The following is a 14,835-nucleotide window of genomic DNA, read 5'->3' as shown; positions in this document are numbered from 1 at the left end:
TTTAGTGATTAATAAAAAAACTGTGACGCGGGTACATCCTTGTTTACCAATTTTTCAGAGGGCCTAAAAAAAGAAAAACTTCTGTTAGCTTGTAATCAATGAAGAGTAGGAAAAATTTCTTTGGCGTTTTGAAAAAATGTTAGCGAGTTATATCATACATTTTCAGATTTAGTCCACGAGCCATATTGTTCTGGGTTTTACCATGCCCTTTAAACTAAACGCATGGTAAAACTCAGAAATTTCCAATGCTTTTATTTCACTGCTTAGCAGGAGGAGGAAGCAACATAGCAGTTGGTTGAACATTCTTAACCGGTGGTGTTGTTTTAAGATAAGCAAAAATGGCTTTCAATTCGTCGTCGCTCATTTGAGTTGCCGGCATCATTGACATAGGTGGCATAAGCGGTCTCGTATTGTCAAGACCCATCCACTTTTTCTCTTTCAGGGCTTTGATAAATTGAGCTTCCGTCCACATGCCAATACCTGTTGAGTCCGACGTAATGTTTGCTGCGTATGTTATTCCCCACGGCCCCATCCAGGCTGTAAAACTTTGAGTAAGGATAAGCCCTTTTTTTGCAGCCTCTTTTACGTCGAAAGCTGGTGGAGGTTGTTGGGCAGGGTGTCCTGAAAGCATCAGGCTCATGTCATCCTCTGGCCCATTAGGACCCATTTTTTTAGGCGTATGGCAATCGTTGCAGCCGGCAACCTTAACAAGATGTGCGCCCCATTCAACCTGGCTGTTATAAGCTCCAAATGCAGCATTTGAAACTACAGTGGAATCTTTTTTATTTTCGTCTCCATTTGATTTGTTTCCACTACATTTTGAAAAAATAAAAATTACTGGCACGAGAGCAATCATAATAATTGCGGCAGAAAACTTCTTCATAAAACTGTTTTTGGTTAAAGAAATAATTTGTTTAAAAATAAGCAGGTGCTTAGCAATCGGGAAAGGAAATTTTGTAGAACAATCTATGACTAAATATAGAGAATATTTAAACAAAAAGAAAATGTAATTAATTTTTTTTTACTGATTTATATAAATTCACTAGTTACATTTTCAATGAGCCAATTATTGGACTCGAACCAACGACCTGCACATTACGAGGGTGCTGCTCTACCACCTGAGCTAAATTGGCTTATAAATCAAAAATAATAGATTCAAAGTGTACAAGAAAAATATTATTTTATATCGCTTAAATTTCTTTTTGCATTACTATAAATTCAAGCGGCTGTCTTGGCATTCCGAATTTTGCATCATTGGGAAAAGGTTTCGTTTTGCCGGTATTCCTATAACCATGTTTCTGATACCATGCAATAAGTTCGGTGCGAACAGAAATTACCGTCATTTCCATGATAGAACATTTTTGATCTGCTGCATATTTTTCAGCCTCAATTAAAAGTTGTTTACCGAGTCCTTTTGCCTGTTCTAAAGGTGAAACGGTAAGCATTCCCAAATACATTTTATCCTTTATTTTTTCAAGATAAACGCAACCCTGCAATACATTATTTTCATTAAAAGATTGTAAAATAACAGCTTCCTTTTTATTTACCATTTGTTCAAGACTGTTAGCATCAGTTCTAATTCCATCAAGCAAGTCTGCTTCTGTTGTCCATCCTTTTTTAGAATCATTGCCCCGGTAAGCGCTGTTGACTAAGGTTACCAGCTGAGATATGTCTTTTAATGTCGCTTTTCTTATTATCATTCACTATATAAATTTAAATCTCTCTGTGGGAGATTGCTGAAAGCTAACAACTTTATCTATTTGTTTTTTGAAAAATAATATTTGTATTTATTCTTTACAAATTATTGCAAACTACTTCCGCAGTTTTTATTATTAAAATAGATTTTTTATTTTACTATCCAGAACGTATCAATCAAATCATGATTTTTTTTAAACGATTAATTCGTAAAATTATGCCAATACATCCATTGCCGTCTTACCATTTCCTGGTGGAATGGGGCGGCACAAGAATCACATTTATCGAAGTTTCAGGCCTCCAGATTATTGACGAAGTGATTGAACATCACGATGGCTCTGATCCGGGCCAGGTTGCTCACAAAATGCCAGGCCTGAGAAAGTATTCAAATATTATTCTGAAGCGGGGAATTGTAAAAGGAGATAATGATTTTTTTAACTGGATGAATACAAAAAATCTTAATGAGATTGAGCGCCGCGATATTTTGGTTAAATTATTAAATCAAAATCATGAGCCTGTTATAACCTGGAGAGCCGTAAATGCGTTCCCTGTGAGGCTTTCCGGCCCTGTATTGAATGCAGCGGCCAGCAACGTCGCGATTGAAGAGCTGGAACTGGCTCATGAAGGTTTGATCGTAGAAGTTTCTTAAAGCCGCAGCAAATTTTATTACAATAATTAATATTTAAAACCAGGCTGTTGAGAGGCAGATTATTTTTTATCCCATATTGAAGTCTTGCAACTTTGTCTTCCTGCAGAAAAATTTATACTATCGGTTAAGGCTACCTGCTTTTCTGGAAAACAGGCATGGGCTATTGATTTTGATCTACAGAAATCTACCCAATGTATTTTTTCTGCTTCGTGCAGGCGAAGGGTTGCAAACTTATGAAGAAAAATATGCTGCCTATTTCATCGTTTAATCATATTCAACATCGACAATGTTTCTGCAATCATTTTGCCATTATATTCCATTGCAAGATCCTTGTGATTGATTGCATCTACTATAGTTCCTATAAGGCATAAGCCACCTGTAAAAAAATAGAGAATGCCCATGCCAACCTGGCCCATAACAAACCTGTGGATGCCAGAAACACACACCAGACCAAGCAGGCATAATAATAAAATTGTTTGCGGGTCTTTTCTTTTTGAACGATAGATCATACAAAAATGGGTTAGCTCATCATCACCAAATCCCTGTGTGCGGGAGTTAATGGTAATTAATTCTTCTGGTGTAACATCATACAAGTGCTTTAAGAGAACCGGGTTTACTGAATTAGAATTATTATATTCCATAATTGTGTTTTATTAATATTTGTAAACGAAACAAATTATATAACCTAAGCAGAATAACTATTACAGCAAAAATTCCCAATGGATGTGTTGAGAATGATGCCCGGAGATCTCCATGAAATAAGTAACTGATAGAATGACCCAGCCCGCAGCCCGGGCAAAATTTAAATCCCATGAGTTTAAATACGCAAAAAGAATAATGAGGATTAGTTGCTGTTGGCATTATTGCTAATAAAACAAGAGCAGTAATCCAGAATGTGAGCTCAAAATATTTCCTGAATAAATTTCTCAAAGTGTTTTATTTAAATACAAGATATTTAAATGGCAGCGATTTGTAAAATTATCGTTGAATATTTGTTTGCCATTCAACACGTAAACTGCCATTATTAATACCTCATGTACAATCACAACCCTAAACGGACAAAGAAACATGTGCATAACTTTGTGCAGAACGGGTGCAGAACAACGCAACAAAAAATTTGCAAAACAGCCCAGTCTGTATGTATTTTAGAGGTACAAAGTTGGAAGTGGAAATCCCTTAAAAGATCCAAGCTTTCAGCAAAAAAGCATCAGGTTAGTTTGATTATAATTTCAAGCAATTGAGATTGTAAAAAAGACAAAATCAGATGCTTTTTGTTTTAAGTATATCCATTTCAATTTACCTGGATAAAATCAGGTTTTCTCACTAACTGTGTATTGTATTTAAAAGTTATATCGGTACTGATATCGAAACGCCAATTCTCATTATACACATTTTTTTTGAGGAAGTAATAACCTTTAAGTTCAAGTGTTCCAAAAATCAAGCTTTCATTTCTAGTTCTTAAGCCTCCGCCAACTATTGTATAGATACTGCTTGTATTAATGGGTGAATTATACGGAGTAAAAAGCCCTGCATTGCTAAAAACAAATGGTGCAAACCGAAACGATTCCAGGTGCCACGGGCTATAAAAAACCGACTCCGCTTTAAGTGAAGTGCGGAGGGAGCCGCCCACAGGCCCATTGCGAAATTCGGGCAAGCCATATTTACTGTCTATATATAAAGGTTCGTTTAGTATTGTGTTTATTTGTTTGGCGATACCAATATCTACAAATGTGCGCTGCTTCCATTTAGCACCAATGGCTTTTAAATGATCAAAGTAATCAATGGTCCCAAAAAAGTTTATGTCTTCAAAACTTTTATGATTAAGATATCCTTCGGCTCGCAAAGCATAACTAAAATAATTGTTTCTTGAATTGAAAGCAGAGCGCTCATAATTGAAGCCTATAAAGGGCCGTGCCAGGTTTTGCTTTTTTGTATAACCCGCGGTTATGGTAAGATTTAAACCTTCGGGAACATCTTCATTAATACCGAACGCATAAATGAACTGTGTCTTATAAAAATTTTGCCTGTAAAAAGATAACGAGGCAAGAACACCGGTAAGATTTGCATATCGCCAGTCATATTGAGAAAGATATTTAACCGGTAAATCCTGGAATTGCTGATCGACAACTCTAAGGCCTATTAATTTCCTTAGCCTTCGGTCTTCTGATTTTGTTGTAAAACTGGTAGAATTAATATTGTAGCCGGCCCACGCATCTGCTTTATAAAACCTGTAACGGATGTCTGAAAAATATATTGAATCAGAAGAATACATATTCCTGGTAGAATGATACGAACCATCGAGTTGAAAAGTCCAGTGGCTATAACGGTTTATTAAAGGCTTTGTAAGTCTAAGGTAATAGAGATTTTCCTCTTTAAGTCCTATTATATTTGGATAATAACTTTGATAACCTGCATTAAAGTTTATAAAACTGCTGCCTATATTTCTTAACACATATTCAAGACCGCCGCCAAAGTTTTTTCGCCGGCTTATATCGTAAAGACCGTGTACAACAAAGCCATTTCCCGAACCGGTAATATTATCTTCTTTTATTGCAATATCAGTATTTTTTAAACCCAGTGATGCAACAGATGTGCCTAAAGAAAAGAGATCTTTTACAACAACATATACATCAACAGAATCGAGGCTTAGATCATGTGCCGGTTCTACTTCTATAACTGCATCCTGGATGTAAGGCAACTGCCGCAGGTAGGTTTCATTGTCGGCCATAAGGTAAGGAGCCAGTAATTCATGCTCCCTGAAAAAAAGATTATTTCGGATTACAGTTGTTCGTGTTGTATGATGTAATGTATTTGCAAGACGCGTGAATACAGTAACTACTTTTTGTGACGTATCGTTAAGCGGAATACCAAACCGTAAATCTTTAATGATTATATGCCTGATTACAGCCCCTTCAAATAGTTTATAAGGTGCATCGTTTCGTTTTAAATCATTTGCTTTTTGCACATCGGTAGTATCTCTTGTAAGGCCTTTAAACATTTTGCCAAAAAAACCTTTTCTTGTTTTAAGATATTCGTCTAAAGTTTTCCTTTGTATGGTATCCTGTTCTGGTTTTTGGGATAAAGTATCGTTTCCTGTTTTTTGCGGAATAGAATCCGTTTGCGCATGTAAGCCAAATTGCAGCAAATAAAAGATGCAGGTTAATAACAAACATCGTAAAGTTTTCTTGCTACAGATCATTAGGTATTTTGTAAAATAGCTGTAGTAAAAATAGGTAATAAAGGATTAGGATTATGGGGACATGGCTATATCACCGCTATTTAAACATTTGTTTTTTTTATTCCACAGTTAGTAGCCTTCCTGGTGAATTTTTCCAAATTTGCGTCAAAGTATATTTTGTTAAGTCTGTCTTTGGATAATCCCCATCATAACACCATATCTCCAGGTAGTCTATTACTCCGTTCTTTAAAAACAAGGTAGCGTCTGCCTCAATTGCATATTCTGTTGTCTTTGCTTTTACCCCATTAAGGATAAGGTTATCTTTAATAAATCTGTATTTGCTAGTTTCTTCGCTATGTAAAAACCTACAAATAGTCCTCGACTTGTGTAGTCATAGTTAAGGTCTGTTAAATAATCTAATTGAGGCCTTATAGCAATGCCTTCCTTGTCATCATCAAGTAGCAACTCCAAGATGTCCACTATGTATTTTGATTTAACCACTTATGTTTTCTATTTGTACTATCCGGCAAAACTACTCCTCATCTTATCTATCAAATTTTCATCAAGCATTTTTTTGGCCATTTTAATCATGTTGTCAAAAGCTTTTGCGTGAGATATGCCATGCCCTATTATGACAGGTTTGTTTACGCCCAATACAGGAACACCACCATAAATTTCAAAATTGAAACGGTTGAAATGTTCATCTTCAATCTTCCTGTTTTGTACAATATCATAAATAGATTCTGCAAATTTTAAAATAACATTTCCTGTAAATCCATCACACACATATACGTCAGCTTTATCCTTTAAAAGATCTCGGCCTTCTGCATTTCCAACAAAATTGATTTGATGGTTTTCTTTTAAAAAAGAATAAGCCGATTGTGTGAGAAGATTTCCCTTGCCTTCTTCTTCTCCAAGGTTTACAAGAGCAACACGTGGATCTGGTGTATTTAATATATGTTTTGCAAACAAAGAGCCAAGCACGGCAAACTGGTTTAAATTCTCAGGTTTACAATCACTGTTCAGTCCCACATCTACCAATAGGGAAAGATTCCCGTTTTCTTTTGGAAGATAACCTCCGATAGTTGGACGCAACACACCTTCAATTGCTTTAATGCTAAACAATGCACCTACCATCATAGCACCTGTATTGCCTGCGCTTATGAATGCATCGACTTTTCCCGTTGACAGTAAATGAAATCCTATTGCAATGGAAGATTGTTGTTTTTCTTTTAAAGCTTTTGTGGGATGTTCATGCATTTCAATTACCTGTGCTGCATGTACAACTTTAATATTTTCAGAAGCTATTTTATATTCAGATAAAAGAGGATTAATTTTTTGTTCATCACCTATAAGAATTAAGTTTACCTGTTGCTGACTTTGTGAATAAAAAAGCTGAACACCTTTTACAGCTTCCAATGGAGCAAAATCCCCGCCCATCATATCCAGTGCAATATTCATAGTATAAAATTAACTGATGATGATTTTAATAAAAGTAAAGATGGTTGTAGTTACTCTAAATAAAAAAATCCAAAAACAAAGTTGAAGTTAATCAAACTTTATTTTTGGAAATTATAAAAATATGGAACCTGTTAATCAGGCTTTCAAAGGCGCTTTTTCTGCAACTACTTTTCCTTTGTAATAAAGCTTTCCTTCGTTTACATGGGCACGATGGCGTACATGGGTTTCACCTGTTGTACCGTCAACGCTCAATGTAGGAGCATCTGCTTTATAATGTGTTCTTCTTTTTGCACTTCTTTGCTGACTATGTCTGCGTTTTGGATTTGGCATAACCGTAAATTAAAATATAAATTAATTGTTTTTGTTCTTAAATTGTTCAAGTCCTTTTTGCAAAGGATGATTATTTTCAATTACTCCCGACTCCATTTTTTTGAGCATAGCGAGTATTTCTTTATTACACTGTGGTCCACCCATTTCCTGTTCACTGCACATTCGTTGCATTGGAATACTCAGCGATACAAATTCATAAATCCAGTCTGCAAGGTGCAAATGACTTTCGGTTCTTGAGATATAAAAAATATCCGGGTCTTCTTCACTTTCATTCATCTCATCAGGATTTTCAACCTGCTTTACCACCATATTAAATTCATCCCAAAGATTTAATGGCAAAGTATTTCCACACCTGTCGCAAATAACCTTTACACTGCCGCCCACTTCAAACTTCAACATCATGAATGATGTATTTTTTTCGAGTGTGAGCTTTATATTTGCCTGGCAACTGTTAAAGTCTGCCTGCTGGTATTCTGCAAAGAACTTTTCATCCACCTCGTAGTTAAATTCATGAATTCCAGGCTTTAAACCAACGAAGGCAATGTCAAACTTGCGCCTGTTTCCCATGATATCAAATTAAAGGGGGGCAAAGGTAGGGAAAATCAATTAATTTTTTTCATAAGAATGCAGTAAAATTAGATATTTATGCATTTTGTACTATTAAAAAATCCCATTAAACCTACTCTTTCAATTAACTTAGATGCCCAAAGCCTCTAAAACCGGGCTTGATTGTAAATTCCGTTCCTGTATTATATGAATATTTTTAGCAGTTTAAAAAAGCAAAAATGGGTTTGGTTAGCAGTGCTTCTTCTTATAATTGGTATAAAATTATGGGCGCAAAATAATTACCATATTGAACATTTTTACACCAACGATTTCTATTATTTTTTTTCTGCTATTTTAAGGTTTTTGTTTGGATGGATACCTTTCAGTGTGGGAGATATTTTGTATTTCATTGCCGGTTTATGGATTTTTTTAAAACTCATGAAAAACACTGCGCTTCTTTTTAAGAAGAAGTTTACCCTCGATTTATTTGTAAAAAAGTTCTGGAAGCTGCTCTTAATTTTTTTAAGTATCTATATTGTATTCAATGTTTTCTGGGGCTTAAATTACAACCGCAAAGGAATTGCATGGCAATTGAAGTTACCCAAGATTGATTATGATACCGTAAATCTTAAATTGATGCAGGATTTGTTGCTGCAAAAAGTAAACGAAACCAAACAGCTACTTATTAGTAAAAGTCTTTCTTATCCCGATAAAAAAGAATTATTCGAAAGAGCAAAAGTATGTTATGATGATGCAGCGGTTGTTTATCCCTTCATGAAATATAGAAACACTGCAATAAAATCTTCTTTATATGGCTTGATGGGAGACTATCTTGGATTTACAGGATATTATAACCCTTTCACAGGCGAAGCCCAGGTAAACACCACTGTTCCGGAATTTTTGCTTCCTTATATTACCCTTCATGAAATGGGGCACCAGCTCGGTTATGCAAAAGAAGACGAGGCAAATTTCTCAGGATATCTTGCTGCGGTTAATTCTCATGATACGTTATTTCAATATTCAACTTACCTTGATCTTTTCGTGTATGCCAACCGTGAGGTATATTATTTTGATTCCACGGCTTCTAAACTTGCAGCAACGCAATTGATCCCGGCCGTAAAAGCAGACCTTTTGGAATGGCGCCTGTTTAATAGAAAATATGTAAACGTTTTTGAGCCAACAATAACCTGGCTCTATGGAAAATATTTACAGGAAAATCAGCAGCCGCAGGGTCTCAGAACTTACAATGAAGTAATTGCAACTCTTATGGCGTATTATAAAAAGTATGGAAGAATATGATAATGCATGTACGATGTACAATGTGAGATGTACGATATAAAGAAACCTTTCGCGTTTTAAAACACCATTTGTTTTCTGAATTTTTCGTCAGTTAGAACTCTTATTTCAAAATTATTCATCCACATCTGAAGTCGCATGTTTTCTTCTCCTGTTAGATCGTTGAAGAAATAAGCCATTTCTATTTTAGTTCCGTTTTTCAGCGTGGCATATAATGCTTTTGTAAGTACGAACATTGTTGAGCCACCCTTCATTCCCGCATGTGCCAGCCAAACCTTGTTTGCAGGAACTTCCATTAATGATTCAAGAACTTCGGCGAGCACTTGGTAAGTGCTGCTATCAAAATATTTCCTATTGTTAAGTGTTGAACACAATTGTACGTATTCTTTTGTGGTAGACGCAGGTAATCTATCGCTCCATTCTTTTTGCATCTTTAATGTAAGATCCTGCGGGCGAAATTTCTTCTTGTAATTACTGTCGTTCTTTAACTGGTTATGAATTAATAATGCAGATTTTGCATAATCCTCATTACTTAATCTTTTAATCACCCTTATTATTTTATCCTCATTTATTTTCCGGGGATTTTGATAAAGAAATAAAGAAGATACAAGCGGGTAAATAGGAGTGTGTTTCTTTAACCCGAGAAGTTGAATGTTGTTTTGTATTTTATCAATTCCAAGCAGGTCCATTAAATATTCAGTGTTGGCATTGCTGCTGAAAATAATCATGCCTCTTGCAACATCAATTAGTTTTACGCTACCATTAATAATATTGCCAAGGGTTTTTTCATAATTTATCCATCTTGGATGAGCGCCTCCGTCTGTGTTTGGTATATAATATTTATTTAATTCATTTAAAGGAATTTTTTCATTTTTATTAAAAGTATTATGGGCAGCCTGTTTGGCAAATTCTATAGCAACTATAATTTTTACAGTGCTGGCCAATGGCATTAATTTGTTCTCATTAAGGGTGGCAGTTATCGTATCATTTTTTTTAAGATAGAGAGATGCCCTTTCTTTATTTTGTTTAATGAAATTTAGTAACGAATCTGCGGTTGATTGGGAATAAACAAATGCTGATGGAATTGATAATAGAAAAAACCAGATGAGTGAGGTAATAATATTTTTCATGTAAAAAATATTTTGTAAAGGACGCGACGATGTTTACGAAGTAAAGCTATATGAGCTAAATAAAAAAGCATTTGATTACAAATGCTTTTCAAAATGATATCAGCGCACAGAATATTTAAGTGCTAAACTTAGTACCTGTTTTCGTTCATGGGAATTCTTTTTCTTCCTTCATGGGGTGGTTTTTTAAAACCACCGTCTGCTTCATTCATTCTTATTAACCTCCCGTTGTATTTTTTCCCATCCATACTCTTAATCATTTTTCCGGCAGCTGATTTATCTATTTCGATCCATGAGTTCATATCACGAAGATCGATTTTACCGAGCACTTCTTTTTTGAGATTGCTTTCATCTAAAATAAACTGTAAAAAACTGGCTTTAAAAAAACCATCTTTTGTGCCAAGATTTATAAAGAGTCTTGCATATCCATTATCTCTTTGAAAAGTTGGCCGTTCTCTTCTTGCTCCATGATCGCGGCTGGTATTATTTTCAAACCTTCTTTCCCTTACATCAGTTCTTGCATTCAGGTCATCAGCATTTTCATAATATTTTAAAAAATGATCAAACTCAAGTGCAGCAACTCTTTTCAACACTTCTTCTTTACTTATGTCAGCAAATTTCTTTTGAAGATCGGGCATGTAAGTTTCATAATCGCCATAAGAAGTGTCTGCATTAATAAGTTTATCCATGAAAAAGAAAAACTGTTTACGGCATACATCTTTTCCGCTTGGAATATCAAGCCTGTGAAACTGTGCATTCACCATTTTTTCCAACTGGCGAATTTTAAATGCTTCCCTGCTATGGCAAATAGAAATGCAAATGCCGCTTTTACCAGCACGTGCTGTACGTCCGGCCCTGTGAGTGTATACTTCAATATCGTCCGGTAATTCAAAATTGATAACATGGGTGATGCCTTCAACATCTATTCCTCTTGCGGCAACGTCGGTTGCTATTAATAGCTGGATACTTTTTTCCCTAAACCGCTGCATTACTTTATCGCGTTGTTGTTGTGTAAGGTCACCATGCAAAGCTTCAATGTCATAACCTTGCTTCACCAATCTTTCGGTAATATCCTGTGCATCGGCTTTTGTACGGGTAAAAATAATTCCATAGATACCCGGGTTAAAATCGACAAGCCTCTTTAAAGTTTCAAACCGGGATTGTGCTGGTGTAATAAAATATTGGTGATCGATATTTACATTAGCAGTATTTTTTTTGCCCACCGTAACTTCCTGTGGATTGCGCATGAAATTTTTTGAAATCTCACGTACAGAAGTCGGCATAGTGGCGCTGAATAACCAGATACTTTGCCGGTTAATTGTATTTTTTAAAACGAAATCAATATCATCTCTGAAACCCATGTTCAGCATTTCATCTGCTTCATCCAGGACAACATATTTTACTTTCTGTAAATCGATAGCTTTTCTTTCAATCATATCTATAAGCCGGCCCGGCGTTGCCACAACAATATGAACCCCTTTTTTAAGAGCCCGTATTTGCATTACAATGGAAGCCCCGCCATACACAGGTTCTGCGATTATATTGCGTGAATATTTTTTATACTCCTGTATATCGCTACATATTTGTAAACACAGCTCACGGGTAGGGCACACGATCAATGCCTGTGGATATTTATTTTCAGCTTCAACTAATTGTAACAGAGGCAAACCAAAAGCTGCCGTTTTACCCGTTCCTGTTTGTGCTAGTCCAACAAAATCTGTAGTGCCAGATAGTAGAATAGGAATTGCCTTTACCTGTATAGGAGTGGGAGTGTTGAAACCAAGATCAGTAACGGCCTTAACAAGGTTTTCATTTAACCCAAGACCTTCAAATGCATTCATTTTAAATTTTTATTTTGGGGGCAAAGGTATGCTTTTAGCCCGACAGTATTAAAACCTGGCTTGTTATAGCATAGTTATTATAGAGTCATTTGCCCCTGTTTGTCATTGCCCGATTAAACTTCGTCCTGTTTTAGAAGTCTGTTTCAGGACAATGTTAGAAAAAAATGAAATTCCTCATACTGCAACACATGTTTTTAATTAATGTTTTATGCGAAGATTTTTATTTTTTTTTTACAAAATGATGAGATGCAAAAAGTGATTAATAATTACGATAAGGCTTTGGGTCATTTCACGGTTGAGATAGACATTGGAAATAATCTATATAACTACCAGCATAAGTAAGGAAATTCTTCGCAGAGTTCTCCGTTATGCCGTTGCGATAAATATATTATTCGATGAGCAAATTTTATCTTAAACCCTGATTTGTATCTTAACTATTATTTACCAGATACCCATGATAACAGGTTTGCTCAAACATTTAATTTTAATATCGGAATAACTTTTTAAAATGCACTTGGCATATTAATTGAAATCAATAACCCTAAAACACGTATTATGAAAACGAAACTTCTCACGTTTGCTTTTTTATTATTTATTGGCTCATCGGCCTTTTCCCAATCTTTTAGTTTAGGAATAAAAGGTGGCGCCAACCTTGGTAAAATTGAAGGACAATCATTTAAAAATGAGTTCTCGCTTGGCTATCATGTTGGTGGCTTTACAACAATTGGCCTCGGCAAAAAATTTGCTATTCAACCTGAAGTGTTATTCAACCAGATTAACAACGACACCACAACCAGCTTTAGTGATGTCTTCAGGGTAAAGAATGCAAAAGACATTCAATTGAAATATTTAAGCATTCCGCTTTTGCTTAATTATAATGTTACACATTTTTTGGCTATACAAGTCGGGCCCCAGTTTGGAGTATTGCTTAATAAAAATGATAACCTTCTTCAAAATGGACAAAATGCATTTAAATCAGGCGACTTCTCTTTGGTTGGTGGCGTTCAATTAAAATTGCTGAATTTCAGAGTTTATGGAAGATATGTTGGAGGACTTACTGATCTTCGTAATATTGGAAATAGTAACACCTGGAAAGCTTCAGCGATCCAGTTAGGTGTTGGCCTTTCAATATTATAGCGATCACCTTATCTTTTCAATTTCTTCGCGGTCATTTAATTTAATTATAGAAGAAGGTTGAAAAATTTGCAAATCGTCCTGTCGGTGTTGAACAATATAATCAACACCGTTTTTTATTTTGGTACTAATTACTTTAAAATTTTGGGGCGATGCATCCCCGGAAATATTTGCCGAGGTGGAAACTAACGGTCCTTGTAAACGCTTAAGAAGCATTTGGCAAAATTCGTCTTTTACAATTCTGATCGCGATACTTCCATCGCTGTTAATGAGTTCTGCCGGTAGGTTAATTGCGTTTTGGAAAATGGCCGTCGTTGGTTTTGTTTGTTGAGCAGTATAATCAATAATTTTTTTTGAAGGATTTAAAACATAATTTTTAATATCGCCTTCACGAGCCAATAATATAATCATCGATTTCTTTTCTTCCCTATTTTTAAGATGATATATTTTTTTAATTGCCGATGCGTTTGTTGCATCACAACCTATTCCCCAAATGGTATCAGTGGGATATAAGATGATGCCGCCTTGCTGCAGCACATTTATTGAATTGGTAATATCGTTTTCAAAATTCTTCATTTTTTATACTGAAAGTGTTGATAATAACTGTGAAGTTTCGATTGTGTATGCGCACTTGAAATGCCCCAGTGGGCAAGCTTTCAAGCCATGCAGCGAACAAGGCCTGCAGGTTAATATTTCTTTTGTTTCCACAATAAAAGATTTTGATGATAATGGGTAGAAACCAAAAGCCGGAACTGTGGAACAAAAAATTGCGGTAACAGGTGCATCAACTGCGGAGGCAAAATGTAATGGCGCAGAATCGTTGGTATAATTCATTTTTGCATTTTTCATTAACGCAACAGACGAGAGAAAATTTAATTTTCCTGCAAATATTTCAATTTTACTATTAGATGAATTTTCTTTTATTTTTTTGCAAATATCTTCATCTTCTTTACCACCTAATAAAAAAATATGGTAGGCTGAAGGAAAATTATTGATGAGATCAATCCACTTATCAACAGGATATTGCTTGGTAAACCATACGCTCGCCGGCATCATACAAACATAAGGTTGAGAGGTATATTTTTCTATTTCATTATAATCATTCACAAAAGGGTAGAGGCGAGGCTTTGTAAAACTATCATCCGTTAAATGTTGTATCAGTTCATTGTTTCTTTCTACTTCATGTTTACTATTGGTAAGGTCATGTTTTATTTTTTTCGTAAATAAAAAACTGAATGGATTTTTATCAAATCCAATTTTTTCTTTTGCTCCTGAAAATGCCGTTAACATCCCGGTAGAGGCAAACCTCTGGAGATTAACTACGGTATCATATTTTTCTTTTCTTATTTTTTTTAAAAGGAGTAACAGATTTTTTTTCTTGTTTTCTTTTTTATTCCATACTAATACTTCATGTAAAAACGGGTGGTTTTTTAAAAGGCCTTCATTTCCCTTTCGTACCAAAAAATCTAGTTGAGCGCCGGGATAAAACCAGTGCAGCTTCTCAAGCAGTGCTGTTGCCAAAACCACGTCGCCTGTGAATGCCGTTTGTATTACCAGAATTTTTTGCATAAGTGCCGC

At 35.4% G+C, this 14,835-nt stretch carries 15 protein-coding genes and 1 tRNA gene; 3 read left to right on the top strand and 13 right to left on the bottom strand.

Going from position 1 to position 14,835, the window contains the following annotated elements; translation table 11 throughout:
• Positions 1–256 precede the first annotated feature (256 nt).
• The 3 genes from FW778_RS00970 to FW778_RS00960 form a co-directional block, all read right to left on the bottom strand.
• The gene (locus FW778_RS00970) at positions 257–883 is read right to left on the bottom strand and encodes a c-type cytochrome (RefSeq protein ID WP_150412704.1); all 627 of its coding nucleotides are present in this window, start codon (positions 881–883) and stop codon (positions 257–259) included.
• Between the two features lie 177 nt (positions 884–1,060).
• Positions 1,061–1,133: transfer RNA gene (locus tag FW778_RS00965), tRNA-Thr, on the bottom strand.
• A 57-nt stretch (positions 1,134–1,190) separates the two neighbouring features.
• Positions 1,191–1,700 (bottom strand): GNAT family N-acetyltransferase, encoded by a 510-nt coding sequence (locus tag FW778_RS00960; RefSeq protein ID WP_150412703.1) that lies wholly within the window; start codon positions 1,698–1,700, stop codon positions 1,191–1,193.
• Positions 1,701–1,912: 212 nt separating this feature from the next.
• On the opposite strand from FW778_RS00960, the gene FW778_RS00955 reads away from it, so the two are divergent.
• Entirely contained in the window at positions 1,913–2,344 is a 432-nt protein-coding gene (locus FW778_RS00955; protein ID WP_150412702.1) for a phage tail protein, read from the top strand.
• Between the two features lie 257 nt (positions 2,345–2,601).
• Here FW778_RS00955 and FW778_RS00950 read toward each other — a convergent pair whose 3' ends face one another.
• From FW778_RS00950 to FW778_RS00925, 6 genes are all read right to left on the bottom strand, one after another.
• Positions 2,602–2,985, bottom strand: a complete 384-nt coding sequence (locus tag FW778_RS00950; protein ID WP_150412701.1) for a TM2 domain-containing protein — start codon at positions 2,983–2,985, stop codon at positions 2,602–2,604.
• Positions 2,975–3,274, bottom strand: a complete 300-nt coding sequence (locus FW778_RS00945) for a DUF2752 domain-containing protein (RefSeq protein ID WP_150412700.1) — start codon at positions 3,272–3,274, stop codon at positions 2,975–2,977. Before FW778_RS00945 ends, FW778_RS00950 begins: the two co-directional genes overlap by 11 nt.
• Positions 3,275–3,635: 361 nt before the next feature.
• Positions 3,636–5,543, bottom strand: a complete 1,908-nt coding sequence (locus FW778_RS00940) for a BamA/TamA family outer membrane protein (protein WP_150412699.1) — start codon at positions 5,541–5,543, stop codon at positions 3,636–3,638.
• A 498-nt stretch (positions 5,544–6,041) separates the two neighbouring features.
• On the bottom strand, positions 6,042–6,983 hold the full coding sequence (gene plsX, locus FW778_RS00935) for a phosphate acyltransferase PlsX (protein ID WP_150412698.1): 942 nt from the start codon (positions 6,981–6,983) through the stop codon (positions 6,042–6,044).
• 135 nt (positions 6,984–7,118) lie between these two features.
• Positions 7,119–7,313 (bottom strand): 50S ribosomal protein L32, encoded by a 195-nt coding sequence (rpmF, locus tag FW778_RS00930; RefSeq protein WP_150412697.1) that lies wholly within the window; start codon positions 7,311–7,313, stop codon positions 7,119–7,121.
• Positions 7,314–7,334: 21 nt separating this feature from the next.
• The gene (locus FW778_RS00925) at positions 7,335–7,880 is read right to left on the bottom strand and encodes a YceD family protein (RefSeq protein WP_150412696.1); all 546 of its coding nucleotides are present in this window, start codon (positions 7,878–7,880) and stop codon (positions 7,335–7,337) included.
• Between the two features lie 234 nt (positions 7,881–8,114).
• Between FW778_RS00925 and FW778_RS00920 the strand changes: the two genes are divergently transcribed.
• The gene (locus tag FW778_RS00920; protein ID WP_202552019.1) at positions 8,115–9,158 is read left to right on the top strand and encodes a DUF3810 domain-containing protein; all 1,044 of its coding nucleotides are present in this window, start codon (positions 8,115–8,117) and stop codon (positions 9,156–9,158) included.
• A gap of 56 nt (positions 9,159–9,214) precedes the next feature.
• Here the strand turns inward: FW778_RS00920 and FW778_RS00915 are convergent, their stop codons facing one another.
• On the bottom strand, positions 9,215–10,285 hold the full coding sequence (locus tag FW778_RS00915) for a serine hydrolase (protein ID WP_150412694.1): 1,071 nt from the start codon (positions 10,283–10,285) through the stop codon (positions 9,215–9,217).
• 128 nt (positions 10,286–10,413) lie between these two features.
• Positions 10,414–12,123 (bottom strand): DEAD/DEAH box helicase, encoded by a 1,710-nt coding sequence (locus FW778_RS00910; protein ID WP_150412693.1) that lies wholly within the window; start codon positions 12,121–12,123, stop codon positions 10,414–10,416.
• 555 nt (positions 12,124–12,678) lie between these two features.
• On the opposite strand from FW778_RS00910, the gene FW778_RS00905 reads away from it, so the two are divergent.
• Positions 12,679–13,260, top strand: coding sequence for a porin family protein (locus FW778_RS00905; protein WP_150412692.1), 582 nt, complete (start codon positions 12,679–12,681; stop codon positions 13,258–13,260).
• 3 nt (positions 13,261–13,263) lie between these two features.
• On the opposite strand, the gene FW778_RS00900 is transcribed toward FW778_RS00905, so the two are convergent.
• Together FW778_RS00900 and FW778_RS00895 are read right to left on the bottom strand one after the other, a co-directional pair.
• Positions 13,264–13,833 carry an L-threonylcarbamoyladenylate synthase gene (locus tag FW778_RS00900; protein ID WP_150412691.1) on the bottom strand — a complete coding sequence of 190 codons (570 nt, stop codon included), beginning with the start codon at positions 13,831–13,833 and terminating at the stop codon, positions 13,264–13,266.
• A 3-nt stretch (positions 13,834–13,836) separates the two neighbouring features.
• Entirely contained in the window at positions 13,837–14,826 is a 990-nt protein-coding gene (locus FW778_RS00895; protein WP_150412690.1) for a glycosyltransferase family 9 protein, read from the bottom strand.
• Between the last annotated feature and the right edge of the window lie 9 nt (positions 14,827–14,835).

This window comes from Ginsengibacter hankyongi (assembly GCF_008710285.1).
GTDB lineage: Bacteria > Bacteroidota > Bacteroidia > Chitinophagales > Chitinophagaceae > Ginsengibacter > Ginsengibacter hankyongi.
The sequence above is the reverse complement of the archived record's forward strand: the minus strand, read 5'-3'. Positions and strand labels throughout refer to the sequence as shown.